Below are 25,697 nucleotides of genomic sequence, written 5' to 3'. Positions count from 1 at the left end.
TTCACACTTAAACAACACATTTATATTATATTGTTGTTTAACCGACATTTCATACTTAAATTGTCGGTTGTAGATTCAAAATAATTATTTATAATTATAAACGATAGTCCTTCAGTAATCAGCACCGCTCGCAGGCAGACGAATTACAGTTTACACTGCAGATGGTGTGATTTTTTTGTTTAAAAGTTAATATAATTAACAATTAAACAATATAAACAATAAGGATGTAAATAGTTTAGAAAAAAATTATATGCGATATAAGGAGAGGAATGCAATGAATCAGTTTCGAAGAATGGTAATTATCAACATTATCACATTGATTGTATTAGTTGGCGGCGGTATTGGCGGTTATTACTATTACAATCAAACAGAAAACTATTTAAAAACAGACAATGCAAAAATTGACGGAAAGGTAATTCCAATTGCGTCACCAGTAGCAGGTAAATTAACCGACTGGAAAGCTGAAGTAGGAAAAAATTACAATGAGAACGATAAATTAGGTGCTGTTACTGTAGCGGCGGCAAATGGAGAACAAACAGTAGACGTAACAATTCCGCAAAATGCAACGCTTGTACAATCAAACGCAACAACAAATGCGTTCGTTGGAGCAGGTAGCCCAATTGCTTACGCATTTGATATGAATAACTTATGGGTAACAGCAAACATTGAAGAAACAACTATTGATGATGTTCAAAAAGGCCAAACAGTAGATGTGTATGTAGATGCATACCCAGATACAACGTTAACAGGAAAAGTAGAACAAGTTGGATTAACAACAGCAAATACATTCTCAATGTTACCATCAAGTAACGCAACAGCGAACTATACGAAAGTAAAGCAAGTTGTACCAGTTAAAATTTCTCTAGACCATAGTAAATCAGTAAATATTGTTCCTGGAATGAATGTGTCAGTTCGTATTCATAAGTAAGGGGGAGATGAGATGTCCTCAATTACAATTGTAGGATATGCACTATTTTGTATAATCGTCTTCTTCCTTGTAAATCGTCTTTTACGAAAGAAAAAAACGAACGTGGGAGAAGAACAAGTCCCAGCCGCAAGTAAAATAGAAGTAAGTAAGGTAGAAACAGTAGAGAAAGAAATTAAACAAGAACAAGAAACAGAAGCTTCTAACGTAGTGGAATTAGAAACAGGGAAGCAAGAGCAAGTAAAACAGGAAAAAGAAATGCTGAAGAGACAATTGCCGATAGAGAATGTGAATGTAAAGGCAGTTGTAACTGTATTAATTCTTGGTATGTTCATTTCTATTTTAAATCAAACGATCATTAATGTTGCATTGCCTCCGTTAATGAACGAATTTAACGTATCAACTTCAACGGCCCAATGGTTAATTACAGGCTTCATGCTTGTAAACGGAATTTTAGTACCAATTAGTGCCTTTTTAGTTTCACGATTTACGTATCGTAAATTATTCGTAGCCGCAATGTTATTCTTCACGGTAGGATCTATCATTTGTGCTACATCAGGTAACTTTACAATGATGATGACGGGCCGCATTATTCAAGCGGTCGGTGCAGGTATTTTAATGCCAGTTGGTATGAATATCTTCATGACATTATTCCCTCCTCATAAGCGCGGAGCAGCGATGGGATTACTAGGGGTAGCAATGATTTTAGCACCAGCTATCGGACCAACTATAACAGGTTGGGTAATTGAAAATTATAGCTGGAACTTAATGTTCTACGGTATGTTTGTGATCGGTTTAATTATTACGTTCTTATCTTTAAAATTCTTTACACTAGCACAGCCGGTGTCTAAAACAAAGTTAGATGTATTCGGTGTTATTAGTTCAAGTATTGGACTAGGTAGCTTACTGTACGGATTTAGTGAAGCTGGAAATAATGGCTGGACTAGTGCAGAAGTTGTTATAACACTTATCATCGGTGTCATTGGTTTAGCTGTATTTATTTGGAGAGAGCTAACAACGGACAATAAAATGCTTGATTTACAAGTGTTTAAATATCCAACGTTCACTTTCACATTAGTAATTAACGCAATCGTAACGATGGCATTATTCGGAGGTATGTTATTACTTCCAGTATACTTGCAAAACATTCGTGGTTTTACACCAATGGAATCAGGTTTATTATTACTTCCAGGATCATTAATTATGGGAATTATGGGACCAGTTGCAGGTAAACTATTTGATAAGTATGGTATTCGTCCGTTAGCAATTGTCGGATTAGCCATTACAACATTTGCGACATATAAATTTACAACGTTATCAATGGATACACCGTATAGCGTTATTATGACGGATTATATTATACGTTCAATTGGTATGTCATTCATTATGATGCCAATTATGACAGCCGGTATGAACGCACTGCCGATGAAATTAATTTCTCACGGTACAGCAACGCAAAATACGTCAAGACAAGTAGCTGGTTCAATTGGAACAGCGATATTAATCACACTTATGACGCAACAAACTACTGCTCACGTAGCGGATTACGGCAATATGTTAACAACGTCAAACCCAATTTTAGTTGATAAAGTACACGGTATGGGCCAAAGCTTAGCGGCATTAGCCGGGTCAGCTCAAGCAGGAGATGCGATGAGCACGCAACTATTATTCGGACAAATTTCAAAGCTATCTGCAATTAACGGTATTAACGATGCCTTCTTAATTGCAACAATATTAGCAGGTATTGCTTGGGTGTTATCTTTCTTCTTACCATCAGGCAATAAACGAAATAAAAAAGCAGGGAATTAATTTCCCTGCTTTTTTATGTTTTCATGTAGTTAAATATAAAAGATGATAAGCAGTCAAAGAGCATAATCCCGTTATAAACAAAATTATCCCCATAGAACGAATATGTGTTAATTGTCTCCCGCTTATAATAGCTAATAGGCCAGCTAAAAGGAAGAAGCTCCAATATAAAGTTCCTGAAATTGGGAGTTTCTGCTCTAAATCTATTCCGGTTCCTATACAAATGATAGGAACAACGATAAATAATACGCTAATTAATCCCGCTATAATGGTAAGTAATTTACGATATTTAATTCCGGCAGCAATTAAAAAAATACCAACGATGATTTCACATAACAATAAAATAGGGGCTAAGATAAGCCAAATAAATAATCCGGTAGATTCCATGTGTAATAACTCCTTAACGAATGAAAAATAAATTAGGCATAGACATGAGCTGCCAACAGTTTGACGTTGTTATAAAAGAGTGAAAGAGGTATCGTGATGATACCTCTTCTTTACGTTGAAAAGGCGATTATATTAGTCAAAATATGTAATAGTATAGCTGGAATAATAGATTTAGTTTGTTTGTACAATAAACAAGCGAATAATCCCGTCATAAATGCACTAACCATAATTCCCACAGAGTACGTATGAGCAATCCCGAAAATTAAACTTGAGAGAATTACAGCTGGCCAAAAGGTAAACTTCTCTTCGAAAAAACGAAGAAGAATACCTCTGCATACAAGCTCTTCAAAAATAGGTGCAAAAATCCCACCAGCTAGAAGTAAGAGAAGTGGATAGTGCTCTAGTGTTGAAAGTTGCAATGCATCAGACTGTTCTTGTACGGATGAAGGAAATAATTTATCTAATACAAACATATCTACAAACAGGGTGAGTACATAATAAATGAGAACATAGATGTACATCTGAAAAGATTTTAAAACTCGAAAATCGAATGTAGGTAATACTAGTTCTTTCAGTGGTTTATATTTCATGATATATACGATTAGTAAAAGTAGGGCAACTAATTCATAACTTACATTTTCTATAGATTCAAGCAAAGGTTTATTTGTATCTGGGTTAATGTAGCCATATAACTCAATAGGTAAAAATGTAAAGAGTATATTTATTAATGAGAGACACGGAAAGAGAATGAATAAAACTCCAAGAAATTGTAACCATGACATGGAGTTTTTCTGTTCGTGTGGAATTTGTGTAGCGGGTTGCATATGTTCAAATCACCTCTTTATATTTATATATAAAATTATAGTTGATTTGAATTTGGAATGTTACGTTTAAATATTACATACAAGATTCAAATTTGAAATATTCCGTGTGTTTTTTAGGGGAAAATAATAAAAGAGGTATCACTCTGTAGTGATGCCTCTTTCTCATTGGTAACTATGTTCTGTTTTGTTATTCGATTTCGATTGCTCTATTTGCAATTCACGCTCTACCAATCGATCTAACTGTTGCATTGCTTTTAGTGCTTTTTCATAAGAAATCGTTCTATAATGGTGTGCTCCGCCTGGCTCTTCATCGGCTTCATCTGCCCACTTAATAACGTTTTGTAGAGGTGTTCTTTCAAGCGTTTGTTCTAGTAGGAAAGAATCAGTGTGCAGAAGAATTGCAACAGAAATTTCTTTTGCTAGTTTTGGGTGTTCCCCTAATCTAATAAGCAATTTATGAGCTCTTTCCGCTCCTTTAATCGCATGTATATCATTCTTTTTATACAAGTCATAGTCCCATTCTCCCTCACTGTACCATGTGTGATGTCCGATATCATGAAGGAAACCAGCCTTTGTCGCAGCATCGACTGAGGCGTGATGCTTTTTAGCTAAGTGAAACGCATGGTAAGCGACAGCAATCGCGTGGACCATTCCAGAACGGTTTACATATTTTTGTGTAATGTGATGTTTAAAAATTTGTTCAAGCGTAATACGGTGCATAAAACATTCACTCCTTTTGTCCATTGATGTATATGAAGAAAATCAATCGGTTTAAATGTATTTTGAACATTGTACTCCATCAATTAGCTTTTAGTAAAGTAGAAATGTTTAGGAGAAGAAAAATTTTGTGGGCATAAAAAAATCACCTTAGTTTTTTCTAAGGTGACCTTTTATTGTTTATTTTTTTAATCCTTGCTCCAGTGTTCCTAACATTTCGTGTTTTTCATTTTCATCAGCATTTTTCCAAATGACTTCAAATAAAACGCCAAGACCTGGGAGCATTTTTTCTTCACCGCTTTGAATTGCATCGACAATCGTTTCTTGTAATTGGTCTTGTGAATTTCCAGATACATTCGCTAACACAGCGCCACGTAAATTAAAACTCATTATCTTCACCTCTTCTTCAGAATTGAAACTGACGTTAGTTTTTGTTCTTTTTTATGTAAATATGTATGGGAAATAGGCTATAATGATAAGACAAGAAGAGAGGGAAATACATATTATGAAAAACATTGATTCAGTACAAAACCCGCGTGTGAAGCAGTGGAAAAAGCTGCAGACGAAAAAAGAGCGCGATAAAAAAGGTTTATTTTTTGTAGAAGGATTCCATTTAGTAGAGGAAGCGTTAAAGGCGGGAGTTGTAACAGAACTTATCGTTTCAGATCAGACAGATCTTCCGAAAGATTGGACAGTTAATGATGTTGAAATGTATATTGTGCCTGAAGCAATTGTAAAAGTACTTCGCGAAACAGAAACGACGCAAGGCGTATTTGCTGTTTGTGAGAAACATGAGAAAGAAGTAGCTCTTACTGATGGGAAGTTTCTTTTATTAGACGGCCTTCAAGACCCAGGTAATTTGGGAACGATTATTCGTACAGCTGATGCAGCTGGTATTCATGCCGTTGTGCTTGGAGAAGGGTGCGTTGATGTTTATAATAGTAAAGTACTACGCTCTACACAAGGTTCTATTTTTCACTTACCGATTGTAAAAGGGAACTTAGAAGAGTGGGTAGACAAGTTAAAAGAAAATAACGTCCCTGTATATGGAACGGCTCTTGAAAATGGAGTTCCATTTGGTGAAGTAACACCGACAGGAAGTTTTGCATTAATTGTAGGAAATGAAGGAAGCGGCGTACGCCAAGAAATTCTTGCGAAAAGTGATCAAAACTTGTATATTCCGATTTACGGCGGGGCAGAATCATTAAATGTTGCGGTTGCAGCAGGGATTTTAACGTATTATTTACAAAGCCCAGTTGCGAACAAATAAAAAACTTCTTATAATAAGTTGAAGTATATGTTTGTAATGAACATACAATAAAAGTTAAATAACGAAAAACGTTGATAGAGAAGAGTAGCTTACAAAATCGCCGTATAGGGAGAGAGTGCCGTAGACTGAAAGCATTCTTATGGTAGACGGAAGTGAATTCACCTCTGGAGTTGACGCCAGGACCATTTATATGTAAAGGCGTTCCGGTCAGAATTGATCGTTATAACTAATGAGTGGGCAGACTTGTTCTGTCAATTTAGGGTGGTACCGCGAATTTACCTCGTCCCTTTTTGGGAGCGAGGTTTTTTTATTTTTAAAATTAGGAGGGTTCCAAATGGAAGCACGTTTAAAAGAGCTAAAACAAAAAGCGTTAGAGCTTATTGAAGAAGCGAAAGAGCTAAAGGGCTTAAACGACGTACGCGTAGCGTATTTAGGGAAAAAAGGCCCAATTACAGAAGTATTACGCGGCATGGGAAAATTATCAGCAGAAGAGCGTCCACGTATGGGAGCATTAGTAAATGAAGTACGTGAAGCGATTCAAACGCGTCTAGAAGACAAAATTGGCAACTTAGAAAAAGCAGTAATTGAGGCGAAATTAGCTACTGAAACAATTGATGTAACATTACCAGGTCGTCCTGTTGAAACAGGTTGTCACCATCCGTTAACATCAGTTGTTGAACAAATTGAAGATGTATTCATCGGTATGGGTTATGAAGTAGCTGAAGGAACAGAAGTAGAAAAAGACTACTACAACTTCGAGGCACTAAACTTACCGAAAGATCACCCAGCACGTGATATGCAAGATACATTCTACATTACAGAAGAAACGTTACTACGTACACATACATCTTCTGTGCAAGCACGTACGATGGAAAATAATAAAGAAAAAGGCCCAATTAAAATTATTTGTCCTGGTAAAGTGTATCGCCGCGATGACGATGACGCGACACATTCACACCAGTTCATGCAAATTGAAGGTCTTGTCATTGATAAAAACATTCGTATGAGTGATTTAAAAGGTACACTGCAAGTATTCGTGAAAAAGATGTTCGGTGAAGACCGTGAAATCCGTCTTCGTCCAAGTTTCTTCCCATTCACAGAGCCATCTGTAGAGATGGATATTTCTTGTATGATGTGTCACGGCAAAGGTTGCGGCACTTGTAAAGGAACTGGCTGGATCGAAATTTTAGGCGCAGGTATGGTTCATCCGAACGTACTTGAAATGGCTGGTTATGATTCAAAAGAATATCAAGGTTTCGCATTCGGTATGGGCGCAGAGCGTATCGCAATGTTGAAATACGGCGTTGATGACATTCGTCATTTCTATACAAATGATGTACGTTTCTTACAACAATTCAAACGAGCGTAAGGGAAGGAGAGGATAAATATGTTCGTATCATATCGTTGGTTACAAGAGTATGTAGATATTAAAGATGTAACAGCACAAGAACTAGCAGACAAAATCACGAAAAGTGGTATTGAAGTAGAAGGCGTTGAAGTATTAAATAAAGGTGTAAAAGGTGTTGTAGTTGGTCACGTATTAGAATGTGAAAAACACCCAGAAGCTGACAAATTAAGCAAATGCTTAATCGATATCGGTGAAGAAGAGCCAGTACAAATTATTTGTGGAGCTGCTAATATTGCAAAAGGTTTAAAAGTACCAGTTGCAAAAGTTGGCGCTGTACTTCCTGGTAACTTCAAAATTAAAAAAGCGAAACTACGCGGTGAAGCTTCTCATGGGATGGTTTGTGCTCTTCAAGAACTTGGCATTGATGGGAAATTAGTTTCAAAAGAATATGCAGATGGTATCTTCATCTTCCCAAGTGACGCTGAAGTTGGTGCAGATGCACTTGAAATTTTAAACTTACATGATGAAGTACTTGAGCTTGGTTTAACACCAAACCGTGCAGATTGCTTAAACATGTTAGGTGTTGCATATGAAGTAGCTGCTATTTATGGCCGTGAAGTAAAACTTCCAGCTATCGACTTACAAGAAACAGCAGAAAAAACTTCTGACTACATTTCTGTAAGTGTAGAAGCGAAAGAAGAAAACCCATTATACATTGCGAAAATGGTGAAGAACGTAAAGATTGGTCCATCACCAATGTGGATGCAAACGCGCCTTATGGCAGCTGGCATTCGTCCAATTAGCAATGTAGTTGATATTACAAACTACATTTTAATGGAATACGGTCAACCGTTACATGCATTCGATTACGATAAATTAGGTTCAAAAGAAATCGTTGTTCGTCTAGCGAAAGAAGGCGAAAAGATTCAAACGTTAGATGATCAAGAGCGTACGTTACAAGAGCACCATCTTGTAATTACAAACGGCACAAAAGCTTTAGCGGTTGCTGGTGTAATGGGCGGAGCTGATTCTGAAGTTGATAGCGATACAGTAAACGTTCTAATTGAGTCTGCATACTTTGCAGGTCAAACAGTGCGCCGTACATCAAAAGACTTAGGTCTTCGTAGTGAATCAAGTGCACGTTTTGAAAAAGGAATCGACCCAACACGTACATTCGAAGCGATTCAACACGCAGCTGCTTTAATGGCGAAATACGCTGGCGGAGAAGCGCTTGAAGGCGTAGTAGAAGCTGATAACTTACAAGTACAAGAGCGTACAGTATCTGTTACAGCTGAGAAAGTAAACCGTGTATTAGGTACAGATATTTCTGCAAGTGAAATGGGTACAATGTTCACAAACTTGAAATTCCCATTCACAGAAGTAGAAGGCACATTCCATGTGAATGTACCAGCACGTCGTCCTGATATTACAATTTCAGAAGACTTAGTAGAAGAAGTGGGTCGTCTATACGGTTATGACCACATTCCAGTTACATTGCCTTCTGGAACGATGACTCGTGGTAAATTAACATCAGCTCAAACGAAACGTCGTAAAGTACGTCGCTTCCTAGAAGGCGCTGGTTTATATGAAGCAATCACGTATTCATTAACAAGCGCTGACAAAGCGAAACAATATATGGTTGAGCCGAACGAAAAAGCTCCTGTAAACCTTGCACTTCCAATGAGTGAAGAGCGTAGCCAACTTCGTTTAAGCCTAGTACCACAATTGTTAGAAGCAGTTTCATACAATGTTGCGCGTAAAAACGACAGTGTTGCTTTATACGAAGTAGGTTCTATCTTCTTACCGACAGAAGCAGGGGAACTTCCGAAAGAAGAACAACATCTTGCGGGTGTTATGACAGGTCTTGCCCTTCACCATGCATGGCAAGGTGAGAAGAAAGTTGTAGACTTCTTCGTTGTTAAAGGTGTGCTTGAAGGATTATTCGACGTACTTGGCGTTGCAAACCAAATCGCATATGCACCAGCAAAACGTGAAGGTATGCACCCAGGCCGTACAGCTGACATTGTATTAGATGGCGAAGTAATTGGATTCATCGGTCAATTGCACCCTGAAGCGCAAAAACAATTAGATGTGAAAGATACATTCGTATTCGAACTATCTCTTGCAAAAGTATTCGGTGCAGACGTGGAAGAAACTTATTACTCAGCAATTCCACGTTTCCCATCTATGACACGTGACATGGCTGTTGTAGTAACAACAGAAACAAAAGCTGGTGAAATGAAGCAAGTAATTGCTGAAGCTGGCGGAGAACTTCTGAAAGAAGTAACACTATTCGACTTATACGAAGGTGAAAAAATGGAAGAAGGCAAGAAATCACTTGCATTCTCTATGAACTACTTCGATGCAGAACGTACATTAACAGACGAAGAAGTAACAGAAGCACATAGCCGTGTATTAACAGCGGTAGAAGAGAAATTTGGTGCGGAGTTACGTAAGTAATTGAAAATTGCCGGATTTAATTCCGGCAATTTTTTTATTGGAGCGGTTGTCGAGTGTTATCGGTAATTCGATATATTATAAAAATCGCCGATATATATCAAGGTATCTTGCATCTTTCCCTCGAATGTAGTACATTAATTTTAGTTTAACAAAACGAAAGACGATGATAAGGAAAAGTAGTATATACTATAATCCAAAGCGAGTCAGGGGCGGTGAGAGCCTGATGAGGCGGTATATGTGAAGAACACCTTGGAGTTGCTAACCGAAATTGAAACTTGTATTCAAGAGTAGACTTAGACGGGAATCCGGCCTGTTACAAACCGGGAAGTATGTATTACATACGAGTTAAAGTTGGTCTTTATGACAAATTGGGTGGTACCGCGAAGTTTAACCTTTCGTCCCTTTATGGATGAAAGGTTTTTTTGTATTTAAATATGTCAGCAAAGGAGAATTTTACTATGGAAAACACATTAGTAAAAAGTCTGTATAGAGATACAGATAAATACGCAGATCAAACAGTACAAGTATCAGGTTGGATTCGTAACTTACGTGATTCAAAAGCATTTGGTTTCATCGAATTAAACGACGGTAGCTTCTTCAAAGGTGTTCAAATCGTTTTCGATACAGAATTAGAGAACTTCAAAGAAATTGCAAAGCTTCCACTTAGCTCTTCAGTTAAAGTAGAAGGTAAAGTAATTGCAACGCCTGGAGCGAAGCAACCATTTGAAATTAAAGCAGAAAAAATTGATATCGAGGGCTTATCAGATTCTGATTACCCACTTCAAAAGAAGCGTCATACGTTTGAATACTTACGTACAATCGCTCACTTACGTCCAAGAACAAATGCATTCTCTGCAACGTTCCGTGTACGTTCTATCGCAGCATTTGCGATTCACCAGTTCTTCCAAGAGCGTGGTTTCGTACATGTTCACACACCAATTATCACTGGTAGTGATACAGAAGGTGCAGGCGAAATGTTCCGCGTAACAACACAAGACTTAAACAACGTACCAAAAGGTGAAGACGGACAAGTTGACGAATCAAAAGACTTCTTCGGTAAAGAAACAAACTTAACAGTAAGTGGACAACTTAACGCTGAAGCTTATGCACTAGCGTTCCGTGATGTGTACACATTCGGACCTACATTCCGTGCAGAAAACTCAAACACAACTCGCCACGCAGCTGAGTTCTGGATGGTTGAGCCTGAGATTGCATTCGCTGAATTAGGCGATGTAATGGATCTTACAGAAGATATGCTGAAATATGCAATGAAATACGTACTAGAGCATGCACCAGAAGAAATGGAATTCTTCAACAGCTTCGTTGATAAAACAGTTCTAGAGCGCATGAACAACGTAATTAACTCTGACTTCGGTCGCATCACTTATACAGAAGCAATTAAAGTACTTCAAGAATCAGGTGCTGACTTCAAATACCCAGTAGAATGGGGTATTGACTTACAAACAGAGCACGAAAGATACTTATCAGAAGAAATCTTCAAACGCCCTGTATTCGTAACTGACTATCCGAAAGACATTAAAGCATTCTACATGCGTATGAACGAAGATGGAAAAACAGTAGCAGCTACTGACCTTCTAGTTCCTGGCATCGGCGAATTAATCGGCGGAAGTCAACGTGAAGAAAGAATGGATGTTTTAGTAGACAGAATTAAAGAATTAGGTATGAACGAAGAGGACTACTGGTGGTACTTAGAACTTAGAAAATACGGCGGTACAAAACACGCTGGATTCGGTCTAGGTTTCGAGCGCTTCCTAATGTACATCACTGGTATGGCTAACATCCGTGACGTAATTCCATTCCCAAGAACTCCAGGTTCTTCGGAGTTTTAAGATAAAAAAAGCGAGAGCAACTGCTCTCGCTTTTTTTATTGGAAAAGGGTGTAACCAGAACTCAAATTTTATAAAGGATTTCAAGCTTGGAAAAGATGTTGTTCATAGTTCCCCTCCCACTTCATATATAAGTAAAACGAATGCGACATTTATAAGAAAGGGGTTTTGGCCCAATGGGGGGAATTCCAAGTCATACAAAGTGGACATTACGTGACAAGTATATAGTAATCACTGGTGCAACAAGTGGTATTGGATTAGCGGCAGCTAAGGCATTTGCAGAACGCGGTGCCAAACTAGGAATCATTGCACGCAACGAAGCAAAAGCGAATGATGTTATGACTCAAATTGAAAATTTAACGAATGGGAATACAGTGGTAGATATATTTTTTGCTGATATGGCTTCCCAACAATCTATACGCCGGGTAGCTACTGAAATTTTAGAAAGGTGTCCGAGAATTGATATATTAGTGAATAATGCGGGTGCTTTATTTCAAACAAGGCGGCTTACGGAGGACGGTTTGGAGATGACTTGGGCGGTAAATCATTTAGGTCCATTTTTACTCACTAATTTGTTGTTGGAGCGTTTAAAGGAAAGTGTTCCTGCCCGTGTTATCACCACCGCATCTCACGGTCACAAAATGGCTAAAAAGGGAATTGATTTCGGTGATTTAGATGCAGAACAACTGTATCGTGGTGTTAAGAAGTTCATGGGCGGTCCTACAATGCGTTATGCACAAACAAAACTAGCTAACATTTTATTCACCTCTGAATTGGCACAGCGGTTGGAGGGAACGGGTGTTAGTGCTTATAGCTTTGACCCGGGGCTAGTGAATACGAATTTTAACCAGGACAATGGTCTGGTTGCTCGATTAACTATGGCAGCAATGAAACCTTTCTCTCGTACACCCGAGGAAGGTGCGGAAACTTTAATATGGCTAGCAGAATCAAATGGATTCATTGACCATAGTGGCTGTTACTATGCCGACAAGCAAATAGGAAAAACGTCTGAAGTTGCCTTGGATAAAGATGCCGCAAAACGTCTATGGGACATTAGTGAAAAACAGATAAGAGAGTAAAAGAGCTTTTGTTCATATGGTTATGTTGAATAGTTTTTTACCCTTAAGTAAAAAGTAATCTTGGGGGTGATTGTAATGAGTAAGAAAGTGAAAACAGACCATTCTAGATCAAGCTTAGGTTCTTCAGAAGTGGAAGGACAAGGAACGACTACGCATGAAACGGGTTCTCATAAAGTACCTTCATCAAATAAGAAGCAGAAGCGAAGTTAAACATAAAAAGGGATTCCTTTTTTATGTGAATAGTAAATAAACGGATATCGGCCGAAATGGAAATATATCGGTATATCGAAGAAATACGACAAAAATAGGAACGTGTGAGATCCATAAAAGGCGAAAAGAATTCAATTCTTTTCGCCTTGTTTAGTTCATGAAAATCATGTCGATACTAAAAAGTAGTTATTTTTTCAATAAGCGAAACGCCTTCTCTGTATTAGCAAAATGCAGCTTCACAAACTCAGGCAGTCTTTCTTTACCGACTTTTTGGATTAATTTAGCAGCGGCAATATCAACTTGTTTACCAGCACCTTTTGGAAGTGGCATACCAGCTTTTTTGCTTAGCTCGTCAAATTGTTTTACGAATGAGTAACGAGCCAAAATGGAAGCGGCGGCTACTGCTAAATGGACGCTTTCACCTTTTGTAGCGAAATAAACATTTTCACGTTGTACCTGTTTTTGTTTCGCTAAATATTTATAGTATGTATCAGGCTGTGTAAATTGGTCGATTAAGATGCCCTCAGGTGTTGTAGGTGCAATTTTAGCTAATAAGTTTGTGATGGCTTTATTATGCAGTAAAGCCTTCAGTTTACCTTGGTTGTTTCCTTTATCAAATAGCTCATTATATTTTTCATTATGAAGAACGAGAGAGCTATAAGGAACAACGTGAAGGAGTTGTTTTGCAATCTCAGCAATTTGAGCATCGTTTAAGTTTTTGGAGTCTTTTACACCAAGTTCTTTTAAAAGTGGAATTTGCTTCGCATCCACATATACAGCAACTACTGTCATCGGTCCGAAGTAATCACCAGTACCTACTTCGTCTGATCCTAGAATAGACATTGTACCGATGGAAGCGGGCGGCGCATAACGATGTGAATTGACCGATTTTTTCACAGCTGATTTTGGTGTTTGAGAGACAGCTTGCCAACGAGAAGCTTCTGCTTCAGCACGACCTCCTTGGAACATTACTTTTCCAGATTTATACGCTGTAATCGTGCAAGATGGCACCTTTGCCATAAAGATACCGCCTTGCGGAATTTTTGGGCTAAGCGCTTGTTTATATTGTTGTTTCATGTCTTCAATTACTGTAGAACTTGTTTGTATTACGATAGAATTTGACAAAATGGTCGCCCCTTTTTTTATATTGTTATTTTTATCATATCGGATTGTTCTTTCTGTTTCCATATTATGATGGTTCATGGTATGATAAACTTTAGGATTCTGTACGTGATTGGAGGCCGGTGAGTTGTCACAACAAAAGGGAAATAAAAGTCGAATTAATGTAGAAATATATGGTCAACAATATTCAGTTGTTGGCGATGAAAGTACAAGTCATATCCGCATGGTAGCAGCGATTGTGGATGATAAAATGCGCGAACTCAATGCCAAGAATCCTTCGCTTGATACGAGTAGACTAGCGGTATTGACGGCGATAAACGTCATACACGATTACATAAAATTAAAAGAAGAACATGAGAAATTGAAAGAAAGTATGACACAAAAAGGAATTGAATAACATGATTGATATTATTATCATTTTATTGCTTGTTATGGGGTTTTTCCTCGGTTTACGCAGAGGATTTATTTTGCAACTTGTAAAGTTAACAAGCTTTATTATCGCATACCTCGTTGCATACTGGTACTGTAAAGATTTAGCGCCAGCACTTGCGAAAATTATTCCGTATCCATTTGATAAGAATGTTTCTGTTCCAGAATGGATAGATGCGAATAATATTGAGGGTGTCTTCTATCAAGCACTTGCGTTTATTGTATTATTTATTATTACAAAAATCGCACTTTCACTACTTGGTAATTTACTGAATATGTTCGCAGAAATCCCAGTTTTAAAGCAAGTCAATGCGGTTGCTGGGGCACTTCTTGGCTTTTTAGAAGTGTATATCATTCTGTTTGTCTTAATTATTGTTGGAACAATCCTTCCAATTGAACAAATACAAACACCATTACAAAAATCATCAATTAGCAAAATAATTGTAGACGATACACCGATTCTTTCTGAAAAGGTGAAGGAGCTATGGCAGACAGGTAGCAGAGTGTAACTTCTCTTTTTTCAGAAAGAGGAGTTTTTTTCTATGAACGAAAGGCGGGAGAATCATGAAAGTAAATAAAAAACAAGTTATTAAATTACTAGAGACAATCGGCCTATTTATGGAATTAAAGGGTACGAATCCATTTAAAATATCTGCATTCCGTAAAGCGGCGGCAGCGCTAGAGAGTGATGATCGTAGTCTTTCTGAAATTGAAGATTTCACAAAGATTCCAGGCATCGGAAAAGGAACGGCAGCAGTTATTCAAGAATATATAGAATCGGGAACATCTGAAGTATTACAAGAACTTGAAAAAGAAGTACCAAGTAGTTTATTACCATTATTAAAACTACCGGGCCTTGGTGGTAAGAAGGTAGCTAAGTTATATAAAGAGCTAGGCGTTATTGATATGGAGACGTTAAAAGCTGCTTGTGAGGAAAATAAAGTACAAGCTTTAGCTGGTTTCGGTAAAAAAACAGAAGAGAAAATATTAGAAGCAATCGATCAAGTAGGCTCTCGTCCCGAGCGTTTGCCAATTGCGATGGTATTGCCTATTGCCGGGGAAATAGAGGAGAAATTGTCGAATATCGCTGAGGTAGTTCGTTTCTCTCGTGCTGGTAGCTTACGCCGTGTTCGTGAGACAGTGAAGGATTTAGACTTCATTATTGCAACGACAGAACCAGCAGCAGTACGTGAGCATTTACTACAGTTCGATAATATGATTGAAGTGATTGCGAGCGGTGATACGAAAGTTTCTGTTCGTCTTCAATATGAATATGATATTTCAATCGATTTCCGCTTAGTAAAACCAGAAGAGTTTATTACAACGCTTCACCATTTCACAGGATCAAAAGATCATAACGTAAAAATGCGCCAAATCGCAAAAGATAAAGGCGAGAAAATTAGTGAGTACGGTGTAGAAAACTTAGAAACAGGTGAAGTGAAAACATTTGAAACGGAAGAAGCATTCTTCGCTCATTTCGGTCTTCCATTCATCCCACCAGAAGTGCGTGAAGATGGAAAAGAAATTGAATTAATTAAAGAGTATCCGAACTTAATTCAGTTCTCTGACATACAAGGTGATTTACATATGCATACAACGTGGAGTGATGGTGCTTTTTCAATTGAAGAAATGGTACAAGCATGCCGTGCTCGTGGATATAAATTTATGGCAATTACCGATCATTCACAATACTTGAAAGTTGCGAACGGTTTAACGAAAGAGCGTCTTCGCGAGCAAGCGAAAGAAATTGAACGTATGAATGAAAAATATCCAGACATTACAATTTTACGCGGAATCGAAATGGACATTTTACCAGATGCCTCGCTTGATTTCGATGATGAAGTATTAGCTGAGCTTGATTACGTAATTGGAGCTATTCATTCTAGTTTCTCACAAGACCGTGAAAAGATTATGAAACGTCTGCGCACTGCGCTTGAGAATAAGCATGTCACAATGATTGCCCATCCGACAGGACGTCTTCTTGGACGCCGTGAGGGTTACGATGTAGATACAGATTTATTAATTGAACTCGCAAAAGAAACAAATACAGTTTTAGAATTAAATGCGAATCCAAACCGTCTAGATTTAAGTGCGAAATTATTAAAGCAAGCACAAGATGCTGGTGTAAAAGTAGCAATTAATACGGATGCTCATACACTTGAAATGTTAGAAGATATGGAAACAGGTGTAGCAGCAGCACGTAAAGGGTGGATTCAAAAAGATAACGTGATTAACACATGGGATATTGAACGTTTATTAGACTATATTAAACGTAATAAGTAACACAAGGGGGACCAGCAACATGTTAGAAAGAACGTTGCGTGTATTAGAATACAATAAAGTAAAAGAACAATTACTTGAACATACAGCATCTTCACTTGGTCGTGATAAAGTGAAGAATTTAGTGCCGAGCACAGACTTTGAAGAAATTGTGGAACTGCAAGAAACGACGGATGAAGCAGCGAAAGTAATCCGTTTAAAAGGACATGTACCACTTGGGGGAATTTCTGATATTCGTTCAAATGTAAAACGAGCGAAAATTGGAAGTATGTTAAGTCCGCATGAGTTAATTGAAATCGCAAGTACGATGTATGGTAGCCGCCAGATGAAACGATTTATTGAAGATATGGTTGAGAATGGTGTAGAGCTTCCAATTCTAGTAGGACATGTTGCACAAATTATATCTTTATATGATTTAGAGAAGAAAATTACGAATTGTATCGGCGATGGTGGCGAAGTACTTGATAGCGCAAGTGATAAACTACGTGGTATTCGTAACCAAATTCGTACTGCGGAAAGCCGTATTCGTGAGAAGTTAGAAAGCATGACACGTTCTTCGAATGCACAGAAGATGTTATCGGATGCGATTGTGACAATTCGTAACGATCGTTACGTAATTCCAGTGAAACAAGAATATCGCGGTGTATATGGCGGTATTGTTCATGACCAATCTGCATCTGGGCAAACATTATTTATTGAACCGCAAGTAATTGTGGAATTAAATAACGCCCTGCAAGAAGCACGTGTGAAAGAAAAACAAGAAGTAGAACGCATTTTAATGATGCTAACAGAAGAAGTGGCAATAGAAGCCGATACTGTATTATCGAATGTAGAGGTTATTGCGAACTTGGACTTCATTTTTGCAAAAGCTCTTTATGCGAAGCGAATTAAAGCAACGAAGCCAATCGTAAATAATGAACGTTACATGGATTTAAAACAAGCACGTCATCCGCTTATTGATCCAGAAATTATTGTGCCAAATAATATTATGCTCGGTAAAGATTTCACAACGATTGTTATTACAGGACCGAATACAGGTGGTAAAACAGTTACACTGAAAACAGTCGGTATTTGTGTCTTAATGGCGCAATCTGGTCTTCATATTCCGGTAATGGATGAATCAGAGATATGTGTATTTAAAAACATCTTTGCTGATATTGGTGATGAGCAATCGATTGAACAAAATTTAAGTACATTCTCTTCTCATATGGTGAACATTGTAGATATTTTAGAACGGGCTGATTTTGAAAGTTTAGTTCTATTTGATGAATTAGGTGCTGGGACAGATCCGCAAGAAGGGGCTGCACTAGCGATTTCTATTTTAGATGAAGTGTACAACCGTGGTGCACGCGTTGTTGCAACGACGCATTATCCAGAATTAAAAGCATACGGATACAACCGTGAGCAAGTTATTAATGCGAGCGTTGAGTTCGATGTGAATACATTAAGTCCAACATATAAATTATTAATCGGTGTACCAGGACGTAGTAACGCCTTTGAAATTTCGAAGCGTCTTGGTTTGTCTGATCGCGTTATTGATCGCGCTCGTAACCATATTAGTACAGATACGAACAAAATCGAAAATATGATTGCAAAGCTAGAAGAAAGCCAAAAAAATGCAGAGAGCGAACGAAAAGAAGCGGAAGAATATCGTAAGCAATCTGAAAAACTTCATCGTGAATTACAGCGTCAAATTATTGAATTTAACGATGAGCGCGATGAAAAATTATTAAAAGCGCAAAAAGAAGGGGAAGAAAAAGTCGAAGCTGCGAAGAAAGAAGCAGAAGGCATTATTCATGAACTTCGTCAATTGCGTAAAGCACAGCTTGTAAATGTGAAAGACCATGAGCTTATTGAAGCGAAGAGCCGCCTAGAAGGGGCAGCGCCAGAGCTTGTGAAGAAACAAAAAGTAAACGTGAAAAATACAGCGCCAAAACAACAATTACGCGCAGGCGATGAAGTAAAAGTATTAACGTTCGGTCAAAAAGGTCAATTGCTTAAAAAAGTAAGTGATACAGAGTGGAACGTACAAATCGGTATTCTGAAGATGAAAGTGAAAGAATCCAATATGGAATACATTAATACACCGAAGCAAACAGAGAAAAAAGCAGTCGCAAGTGTGAAGGGTAGAGATTACCACGTTTCGTTAGAGCTTGATCTTCGCGGGGAACGTTATGAAGATGCAATGATGCGCGTTGAAAAATATTTAGACGATGCACAGCTTGCAAGCTATCCCCGCGTATCGATTATTCATGGTAAAGGTACAGGAGCACTTCGCCAAGGTGTACAAGATTACTTGAAGAAGCACCGCGGCGTGAAGAATTACCGTTACGGTGACATGGGCGAGGGAGGCCTAGGCGTAACAGTTGTCGAATTAAAATAGAAAACAACGAAACAAAGGGGAAACCATTATATGTTTATGGACAAACTTGCAAAAGTATTGTTAGCTTGTTGTGGAATATTTTTGGTGATTGGGGTTATTTATTTAGTTGTTTTTGCGAAGTGAAGGAGCGTCAATCGTGGCATAATGATATTGCCATAGATTGACGCTTTTAATATATATGAAAAGGAATAAAACATGAAAATCAACCAATACATAAGCGAAGCAAAATCCTGCTCAAGACGTGAAACAGACCGTCTCATTAAAGCGGGACGTGCCAAGATTAACGGCGAAATATGTACGCACGGTGCACTTGTGAGAGATGGTGATGTTGTGACGATTGATGGACAGGTTATTGCAAAAGAAGAGAAAGAAAAAGTGTATATAGCCTTTCATAAACCAGTCGGAATTACTTGTACAGCAGCCGATCATATTGAAGATAATATTATTGATTATATCAATTATCCAGAGCGAATCTTTCCTGTTGGGCGATTAGATAAGGCATCGGAAGGACTTATTTTATTAACGAATGATGGCTCTATTGCTAATCAGATTTTGCATGGTGATCATGAGCATGAGAAGGAATATGTTGTTACGGTCGATAAGCCTTTTACTGATTGGTTTATTGATGAGATGTCCAGCGGTGTAAAGATTAAAGATGGTATGACGAAGCCATGTAAAGTGATGAGAGTCGATCAATCTACATTTCGCATCGTCTTAACGCAAGGAATGAATAGACAAATTCGTAGAATGAGCCGTGCTTTTGGGTTTACTGTAACAAAGTTGAAGCGAGTTCGCATTATGAATATAGAGCTAAATGAGCTTGGAGTAGGAGAATGGCGAGACATTACAACTGAGGAATTAGAAATATTAATAGGGCAGTTATAGGGAGAAAAGTTTTCTCCCTATATTTTTTTGTCAGAAAAAATAAAACTATTGATTTTTTTAAAAATAGCCCATATAATAAAAAACAACAAGTTTCGACAAGATATTTAATAAAAGTAATGATGAGGACATGAGATATTTTTTACGATTTTCAGAGAGGGAAGCCTTAGGCTGTGAGCTTCCTAATACGGAAAGATATACTTACCACCTCTAAACTTCAAGAGTGAACTGCATGATGCATTGTAATTCTTGGCGGATAAAACCGTTATCAATTTACACGAGCTATAAAATGAGCTTATTTCGTTATAAATTCATTTTATTAGAATAAGGGTGGAACCACGATTTCAGCACTCGTCCCTTTGTTAGGGACGGGTGTTTTTTGCGTTCTTTTATAGGGAAGTATGCTTGAAAGAGGATATGTGACGGTTTTAAATTCGGAATATTTTGTTAATAAAATAATTAATTAGGAGGTTAGTAGAAATGAAATCATCTTTAAAGTTTTCTGAGATGTTTGCAATAAGTTTAATGTTATTTGCACTATTTTTCGGTGCGGGTAATATGATTTTCCCACCAGCGTTAGGACAAGGTGCTGGAACAGATGTATGGATCGCGTTGTTTGGTTTTATCGTAACAGGTGTGGGGCTGCCTTTATTAGGGGTTATTGTTATAGCTCTAAAAGGAGATATTAATGAGCTAGCTGGACGTGTGCATCCATTATTCGCACTAGTGTTTATCACAGTAATTTATTTATGTTTAGGTGTATTTGTAAGTGTACCGCGTACAGGAACAGTTGCTTATGAGATGAGCATTGCACCGTTTTTACCAAGTGAGGTAGTTGGTCAATCATATCCACTTGTTATCTTTACATTTATTTTCTTCGCAGTAACTTTCTATTTAGCTTTAAACCCTTCGAAATTAGTAGGGCGTATTGGTAAAGTATTAACACCAATTTTGTTAGCTGTTATAGCAATTATTGTAGCGAAAGCAATTATGACTCCCATGGGAGAGTTTGGTGCTCCTACAGAAGCGTATAGTGCTCCTCTTTTTAAAGGTTTTATTGACGGATATTTAACTTTAGATGGACTTGCAGCACTTGTATTCGGAAATGTTGTGATCAATGCTTTAAAAGCAAAAGGGATTACAAATAAGAACAGTATTGCGAAAGTAACAATCTTTGCAGGATTTATTGCAGCACTTGGCTTACTTCTTGTTTATTTAGCACTTGCTTACCTTGGAGCTTCTAGTGTTTCACTTGGAATGGGAGCAAACGGAGGAATTATTTTAACAAACGTTGTGAATCATTTATTTGGAAGTTACGGAACTTTATTACTAGGTATCGCGATTACAGCAGCATGTTTAACAACTTCTGTAGGTATTGTTGCAGCTTGTGGGGAATATTTCTCTTCGTTATTACCGAAGCTTTCTTATCAAAAAGTCATTTTTATTTTCTGTGTATTAGCATTTATGGTAGCGAATCTTGGTTTAACTCAGTTAAACGCATTAGCATTACCAATTTTAATTGCAATTTATCCAATTGGTATCGTACTTATCGTATTATCACTTGTTGAAAATTACGTTCGTCTTCCATTAGCGATGTATGTAGGCGGTATTGTAGGAGCGTTCGCAATCAGTTTCTTTGATGGATTGCATAATGCAAACCTTCAAATTGCAGCATTAGCACCTATTTTAGATAAGATACCATTATACAGTGTAGGAATTGGCTGGTTAATTCCCGCTATAGTTGGTGTAGCGATTGGTTATGTAATTTCTATGTTCAAGAAACAAGAAGTTGCTGTAGAAAAATAGAGAAAAGAGGCTTTCTATAATAGAAAGTCTCTTTTTTTGTAGAAAAAGTCATACATAGAGAAATTCAGATATTAAAAAAAATATACGTAATATAGTTGACAAAAAAATTATGAGTAGGCTAAGATTGACTTAGTTATGGAAATGTTGGAAGGGAAGTGACGGGAGCAAGGGAAGAGGTTTTCTATGACTATATCATTTTTGGAAGAAGGGGTGATAGAACAATAGAATAGGTAGTTTATTTTTTTTGTAGTCTGTTGAGAATGATAATCAGTAAAGTGATTAAATTATTTTAGAGTGCTTTTTATAGGGAATATTGAGGGATATTATATTTTTTGACCTCTAGTGAGAATGATAATCAAAGATACTTATATTACATAAAGTAATGACAATTAAATAAAGGTAGAAGAGATTATTTTTTTTCTTATAAATTGAGAATAATTATCATTTTCAAATTATAAAACGAAAGATAAACAAGGAGGAAGTAAGCAAAATGAGAAAGTTTTCAGTATTACCCGCATTTATTATAACGTTAGTATGTATGCTAGCTTTTCTCGTAATGCCATCTGGACAAGCTTCAGCAAAATTAGCTGACGGTACTTACGATATTAACTACGTTATCAAAAAGGCGGAAGATGATTCAGCTTCAATGGCAAATGATTATTTTGAAAAACCAGCTAAGTTAATTGTAAAAAATGGTGAGATGAGAGTACAAGTTCCAATGAATCATAGTGCTTGGATTACAGAATTTAAAGCACCAGAGAATGGTAATTTCGTTGATTCAAAAGTAATTAGCAAGGACGAAGCAGCAGATAAAAGAACAGTTGAATTTAAAGTTGATGATCTATCTAAACCGTTAGGAGTAAAAATTCATGTTGTTGTACCAAGTGCAAACTACGACCATCATTACACAATTCGTTTTGCATTTGATGCAAACGTAAAAGCTGTAGGCGGCGATAACAATGCAGCTGTTGTAACAAAAACTGATGATCAAACTAAAAAAGATGGACAAATAAAAGAAGAGCAAAAGAAAGAAGAGAGTAAAGAAACAAACAAAGACGCAAATAAAGGAACAAATGAGAGTGGCAAGGCTGAAAAAACAGATAACCCAAAAACAGGTGATGATGCACGCATTGGATTATTTGCAGCGTTAGTTTTAATCTCAGGTGTTTTCTTAGTTCGTAAAGTGAAGTTAAGTAAATAAATTTTAAAAAGGAGAGTCATTCCATTGAACAGGTATCTTAAGATTGTTGTTGCAATGTTTCTAACGATTTTTACATTCGTATCAACGCTACAACCACTTGCAGTTCAAGCAGCTACCCAATTAGCTGACGGTGAATATTCAATCGGTTTCAAAGTTTTGAAAGATACATCAGATGAAGAATCAATGATGAATCAATATTCTGTAAGCCCGGGGACTTTGAAAGTGAAGGATGGGAAAAAGAAAGTATCCTTTACGTTAACACATAGTTCATGGATTACGAAGTTTGAAACAGAAAAAGGTAGCCAATTCGTTGATGTAAATGTAGTGAGTGAAGATAAAGAAAATGATACAAGAGTAGTAGAATTTGATGTAGAAGATTTAGAAAAAATATTAAATGCAAAAGTAAAAGTTGATATTGATGCTTTTAATTATCATCATTACTATGACATTCGTATTTCATTCGATCAAAATAGCATTACACCAATTCATGTAGAAAAACCAGATGAAAAAGAGGACCCAGCTAATAAGCCAGATCCAAATGAAAATCCGGATCCAAGTCAGAAGCCCGACCAAAAGCCTGACTCAGATCAACAACCAAATTCTAACACAATTAAAGATGGTGCGTACAGCATTCCATTTAAAGTGTTAAAAGATAAAACAGATGAAGAATCTAAAATGAATACTTACATGGAAAATCCAGGGGTATTGAAAGTAGAGAATGGTAAGAAAAAAGCAATTGTAACGCTAAAAAGAAGCTCATTAATTAAAAATTTCCAAACGGAAAAAGATGGTGCATTTGTTGATGCAAAAGTAGTGAGTGAAGATAAAGAAAAAGATACAAGAGTAGTAGAATTTGAAGTGGATGATTTATCTAAAAAACTAAATACAAAAGTATTTATTGAAGTGGCATCACAAGGTTACAAGCAAACTCATGACGTACAACTTGTATTTGAACAAGATAAACTTGAACAAATTAAAAATGAAGAGAAACAACCGGATGGAGATAAACAACCGGATGCTGACACAATTAAAGATGGTGAATACAGTATCGGTTTTAAAGTGCTAAAAGATAAAACAGAAGAAATTTCAATGATGAACACATATACGAAGAGCCCAGGCGTATTGAAAGTGAAAGATGGTAAGAAATATGTATCCTTCACATTAACGAATAGCTCATGGATTACAAAGTTTGAGTTTGAGAAAAATGGTGCGTTTGTTGATGCAAATGTATTAAATACAGATACGAAGGCTGATACAAGAGTAGTGGAAGTAGAAGTAGCTGATTTATCGAAAAAATTAGATGCAAAAGTGAAAGTGGATATTGATTCAATGAATTATCATCATTTCTACGACATTCAATTTGCATTTGATAAAGGTAGCATTCAGCCAGTAGATAACCAAGGTGGAAACAACAACCAAGGTGGAAATGACAACCAGGGCGGAAACAACAACCAAGGTGGAAATGACAACCAAGGCGGAAACAACAACCAAGGAGGAAATGACAACCAGGGCGGAAATAACAATCAAGACAATAACACAATAATTGATCCCAATGCTCTTAAAGACGGTGAATACAGTATCGGTTTTAAAGTGCTAAAAGATAAAACAGAAGAAATTTCAATGATGAACACATATACGAAGAGCCCAGGTGTATTGAAAGTGAAAGATGGTAAGAAATATGTATCCTTCACATTAACGAATAGCTCATGGATTACAAAGTTTGAGTTTGAAAAGAATGGTTCGTTTGTCGATGCGAAAGTATTAGGTACAAATAAAGAGCAAGATACAAGAGTAGTAGAAGTGGAAGTAGATGATTTATCGAAAAAGCTAAATGCAAAAGTGAAAGTAGATATCGATGCGATGAACTACCATCATTTCTATGATATTCAATTTGCATTTGATAAAGGTAGTATTAAAGCTTTAGGTAATCAAGATGGAAACAACATTCCAGGCGGAAATGACAACCAAGGCGGAAACAACAACCAAGGCGGAAACAACAACCAAGGTGGAAACAATAACCAAGGTGGAAATAACAATCAAAATGGACACACAACAGTTGATCCGAAAAATTTAAAAGACGGTCAATATGATGTTGCTTTTAAAGTGTTAAAAGATAAAACGGATGAGATTTCAATGATGAATCAATACGTTGTAAAGCCAGCAAGATTAACAGTGAAAGATGGCAAAAAATATGTTGCGATGACACTGAAAAATAGTGCGTGGATTACGAAGTTCCAAACAGAAAATGCTGGTGCATTTGTTGATGCAAAAGTAGTGAGTGAAGATAAAAATGCAGATACGAGAGTAGTAGAGTTTGAAATCGATGATTTATTTGCGAAATTAAATGCGAAAACAAAAGTAGATATCGATTCAATGAACTACCATCATTTCTACGACGTGCAAATTCAATTTGATACAAATAATATTGGTGCAGTAGGAACTATTAAAGAGGATCCGAAAAACGATCCGAAGAATGAACCGAAAAATCCAGTGATTACACCGAAAGTAGACAATGTAAAAACAATCAGTAATCCTGATTTTAACCGAAATGCGGACGGTAAGAAGCAAAATGAAAATGTGAAGAATGATGTAAAAAAAGAGAAAAACTCAAAAACTGCAGATACAGCACAACTTGGTTTATACATGGTGCTACTATTAGGTTCACTTGCTTTATTAGTTCGTAAATATAGAGCGGGTAGACTGTAAAATTTGGAGTCTTGA

21 protein-coding genes and 3 other annotated features are annotated in these 25,697 nt (G+C 37.0%); of the genes, 16 read left to right on the top strand and 5 right to left on the bottom strand.

Annotated elements, in window-relative coordinates:
- Positions 1–274 precede the first annotated feature (274 nt).
- Together KI356_RS08380 and KI356_RS08375 are read left to right on the top strand one after the other, a co-directional pair.
- A complete protein-coding gene (locus KI356_RS08380) occupies positions 275–928 on the top strand; it encodes an HlyD family secretion protein (protein WP_128280770.1) in 654 nt (217 codons plus the stop codon).
- Positions 929–940: 12 nt separating this feature from the next.
- Positions 941–2,734: a DHA2 family efflux MFS transporter permease subunit gene (locus tag KI356_RS08375; protein WP_212935234.1), complete on the top strand. Its 1,794-nt coding sequence runs from the start codon at positions 941–943 to the stop codon at positions 2,732–2,734.
- A gap of 21 nt (positions 2,735–2,755) precedes the next feature.
- Here KI356_RS08375 and KI356_RS08370 read toward each other — a convergent pair whose 3' ends face one another.
- From KI356_RS08370 to sspI, 4 genes are all read right to left on the bottom strand, one after another.
- A complete protein-coding gene (locus KI356_RS08370) occupies positions 2,756–3,118 on the bottom strand; it encodes an ammonia permease (RefSeq protein WP_212935233.1) in 363 nt (120 codons plus the stop codon).
- A 110-nt stretch (positions 3,119–3,228) separates the two neighbouring features.
- Positions 3,229–3,942, bottom strand: a complete 714-nt coding sequence (locus KI356_RS08365; protein ID WP_212935232.1) for a CPBP family intramembrane glutamic endopeptidase — start codon at positions 3,940–3,942, stop codon at positions 3,229–3,231.
- 162 nt (positions 3,943–4,104) lie between these two features.
- Complete coding sequence (locus KI356_RS08360) at positions 4,105–4,662, bottom strand: HD domain-containing protein (protein WP_128280774.1); 558 nt, start codon at positions 4,660–4,662, stop codon at positions 4,105–4,107.
- A gap of 177 nt (positions 4,663–4,839) precedes the next feature.
- Positions 4,840–5,049, bottom strand: coding sequence for a small acid-soluble spore protein SspI (gene sspI, locus KI356_RS08355; RefSeq protein WP_000009511.1), 210 nt, complete (start codon positions 5,047–5,049; stop codon positions 4,840–4,842).
- 82 nt (positions 5,050–5,131) lie between these two features.
- Between sspI and KI356_RS08350 the strand changes: the two genes are divergently transcribed.
- The 6 genes from KI356_RS08350 (at position 5,132) to KI356_RS08325 (ending at position 12,873) form a co-directional block, all read left to right on the top strand.
- Complete coding sequence (locus KI356_RS08350; protein WP_002122936.1) at positions 5,132–5,929, top strand: TrmH family RNA methyltransferase; 798 nt, start codon at positions 5,132–5,134, stop codon at positions 5,927–5,929.
- A 62-nt stretch (positions 5,930–5,991) separates the two neighbouring features.
- Positions 5,992–6,220 (top strand) — a binding site (T-box leader).
- Between the two features lie 43 nt (positions 6,221–6,263).
- On the top strand, positions 6,264–7,298 hold the full coding sequence (gene pheS / locus KI356_RS08345; RefSeq protein WP_098499732.1) for a phenylalanine--tRNA ligase subunit alpha: 1,035 nt from the start codon (positions 6,264–6,266) through the stop codon (positions 7,296–7,298).
- Between the two features lie 18 nt (positions 7,299–7,316).
- Positions 7,317–9,737 carry a phenylalanine--tRNA ligase subunit beta gene (gene pheT / locus KI356_RS08340; protein WP_212935231.1) on the top strand — a complete coding sequence of 807 codons (2,421 nt, stop codon included), beginning with the start codon at positions 7,317–7,319 and terminating at the stop codon, positions 9,735–9,737.
- 154 nt (positions 9,738–9,891) lie between these two features.
- Positions 9,892–10,143, top strand: a binding site (T-box leader).
- 52 nt (positions 10,144–10,195) lie between these two features.
- Complete coding sequence (gene asnS / locus KI356_RS08335) at positions 10,196–11,587, top strand: asparagine--tRNA ligase (protein ID WP_128280776.1); 1,392 nt, start codon at positions 10,196–10,198, stop codon at positions 11,585–11,587.
- A 173-nt stretch (positions 11,588–11,760) separates the two neighbouring features.
- Positions 11,761–12,663, top strand: a complete 903-nt coding sequence (locus KI356_RS08330) for an SDR family oxidoreductase (RefSeq protein ID WP_212935230.1) — start codon at positions 11,761–11,763, stop codon at positions 12,661–12,663.
- A gap of 75 nt (positions 12,664–12,738) precedes the next feature.
- The gene (locus KI356_RS08325; protein WP_002122927.1) at positions 12,739–12,873 is read left to right on the top strand and encodes a YuzL family protein; all 135 of its coding nucleotides are present in this window, start codon (positions 12,739–12,741) and stop codon (positions 12,871–12,873) included.
- 186 nt (positions 12,874–13,059) lie between these two features.
- On the opposite strand, the gene rnhC is transcribed toward KI356_RS08325, so the two are convergent.
- Positions 13,060–13,998 (bottom strand): ribonuclease HIII, encoded by a 939-nt coding sequence (gene rnhC / locus KI356_RS08320; protein WP_212935229.1) that lies wholly within the window; start codon positions 13,996–13,998, stop codon positions 13,060–13,062.
- A 124-nt stretch (positions 13,999–14,122) separates the two neighbouring features.
- Between rnhC and zapA the strand changes: the two genes are divergently transcribed.
- From zapA to isdX2, 8 genes are all read left to right on the top strand, one after another.
- Positions 14,123–14,392 (top strand): cell division protein ZapA, encoded by a 270-nt coding sequence (gene zapA / locus KI356_RS08315; RefSeq protein WP_002122916.1) that lies wholly within the window; start codon positions 14,123–14,125, stop codon positions 14,390–14,392.
- Between the two features lies 1 nt (position 14,393).
- A complete protein-coding gene (locus KI356_RS08310; protein ID WP_002122915.1) occupies positions 14,394–14,933 on the top strand; it encodes a CvpA family protein in 540 nt (179 codons plus the stop codon).
- A gap of 55 nt (positions 14,934–14,988) precedes the next feature.
- Positions 14,989–16,707 (top strand): DNA polymerase/3'-5' exonuclease PolX, encoded by a 1,719-nt coding sequence (gene polX, locus KI356_RS08305; protein ID WP_212935228.1) that lies wholly within the window; start codon positions 14,989–14,991, stop codon positions 16,705–16,707.
- 19 nt (positions 16,708–16,726) lie between these two features.
- Entirely contained in the window at positions 16,727–19,087 is a 2,361-nt protein-coding gene (locus KI356_RS08300; protein WP_212935227.1) for an endonuclease MutS2, read from the top strand.
- Positions 19,088–19,282: 195 nt separating this feature from the next.
- Complete coding sequence (locus KI356_RS08295; RefSeq protein WP_212935226.1) at positions 19,283–19,972, top strand: 23S rRNA pseudouridine(2604) synthase RluF; 690 nt, start codon at positions 19,283–19,285, stop codon at positions 19,970–19,972.
- Between the two features lie 107 nt (positions 19,973–20,079).
- Positions 20,080–20,331: a binding site (T-box leader), on the top strand.
- Positions 20,332–20,449: 118 nt separating this feature from the next.
- Positions 20,450–21,775: a branched-chain amino acid transport system II carrier protein BrnQ6 gene (gene brnQ6 / locus KI356_RS08290; protein ID WP_212935225.1), complete on the top strand. Its 1,326-nt coding sequence runs from the start codon at positions 20,450–20,452 to the stop codon at positions 21,773–21,775.
- Between the two features lie 490 nt (positions 21,776–22,265).
- Entirely contained in the window at positions 22,266–22,976 is a 711-nt protein-coding gene (isdC, locus tag KI356_RS08285) for a heme uptake protein IsdC (RefSeq protein ID WP_128280782.1), read from the top strand.
- Positions 22,977–23,000: 24 nt separating this feature from the next.
- Positions 23,001–25,682: an NEAT domain-containing hemophore IsdX2 gene (gene isdX2 / locus KI356_RS08280; RefSeq protein WP_212935224.1), complete on the top strand. Its 2,682-nt coding sequence runs from the start codon at positions 23,001–23,003 to the stop codon at positions 25,680–25,682.
- Positions 25,683–25,697: the final 15 nt, after the last annotated feature.

Origin of the sequence: Bacillus hominis (assembly GCF_018332515.1) — a bacterium.
Classification (GTDB): Bacteria; Bacillota; Bacilli; order Bacillales; family Bacillaceae_G; genus Bacillus_A; species Bacillus_A hominis.
Note: the sequence above shows the minus strand (reverse complement) of the source record. Positions and strands in the feature narration are given on the sequence as shown.

Bases quoted from the DNA above. Each gene is read 5' to 3' on its own strand.
- KI356_RS08380 (WP_128280770.1), top strand. From the start codon at position 275: ATGAATCAGTTTCGAAGAATGGTAATTATCAACATTATCACATTGATT.
- KI356_RS08375 (WP_212935234.1), top strand. From the start codon at position 941: ATGTCCTCAATTACAATTGTAGGATATGCACTATTTTGTATAATCGTC.
- KI356_RS08370 (WP_212935233.1), bottom strand. From the start codon at position 3,118: ATGGAATCTACCGGATTATTTATTTGGCTTATCTTAGCCCCTATTTTA.
- KI356_RS08365 (WP_212935232.1), bottom strand. From the start codon at position 3,942: ATGCAACCCGCTACACAAATTCCACACGAACAGAAAAACTCCATGTCA.
- KI356_RS08360 (WP_128280774.1), bottom strand. From the start codon at position 4,662: ATGCACCGTATTACGCTTGAACAAATTTTTAAACATCACATTACACAA.
- sspI (WP_000009511.1), bottom strand. From the start codon at position 5,049: ATGAGTTTTAATTTACGTGGCGCTGTGTTAGCGAATGTATCTGGAAAT.
- KI356_RS08350 (WP_002122936.1), top strand. From the start codon at position 5,132: ATGATAAGACAAGAAGAGAGGGAAATACATATTATGAAAAACATTGAT.
- pheS (WP_098499732.1), top strand. From the start codon at position 6,264: ATGGAAGCACGTTTAAAAGAGCTAAAACAAAAAGCGTTAGAGCTTATT.
- pheT (WP_212935231.1), top strand. From the start codon at position 7,317: ATGTTCGTATCATATCGTTGGTTACAAGAGTATGTAGATATTAAAGAT.
- asnS (WP_128280776.1), top strand. From the start codon at position 10,196: ATGGAAAACACATTAGTAAAAAGTCTGTATAGAGATACAGATAAATAC.
- KI356_RS08330 (WP_212935230.1), top strand. From the start codon at position 11,761: ATGGGGGGAATTCCAAGTCATACAAAGTGGACATTACGTGACAAGTAT.
- KI356_RS08325 (WP_002122927.1), top strand. From the start codon at position 12,739: ATGAGTAAGAAAGTGAAAACAGACCATTCTAGATCAAGCTTAGGTTCT.
- KI356_RS08310 (WP_002122915.1), top strand. From the start codon at position 14,394: ATGATTGATATTATTATCATTTTATTGCTTGTTATGGGGTTTTTCCTC.
- polX (WP_212935228.1), top strand. From the start codon at position 14,989: ATGAAAGTAAATAAAAAACAAGTTATTAAATTACTAGAGACAATCGGC.
- KI356_RS08300 (WP_212935227.1), top strand. From the start codon at position 16,727: ATGTTAGAAAGAACGTTGCGTGTATTAGAATACAATAAAGTAAAAGAA.
- KI356_RS08295 (WP_212935226.1), top strand. From the start codon at position 19,283: ATGAAAATCAACCAATACATAAGCGAAGCAAAATCCTGCTCAAGACGT.
- brnQ6 (WP_212935225.1), top strand. From the start codon at position 20,450: ATGAAATCATCTTTAAAGTTTTCTGAGATGTTTGCAATAAGTTTAATG.
- isdC (WP_128280782.1), top strand. From the start codon at position 22,266: ATGAGAAAGTTTTCAGTATTACCCGCATTTATTATAACGTTAGTATGT.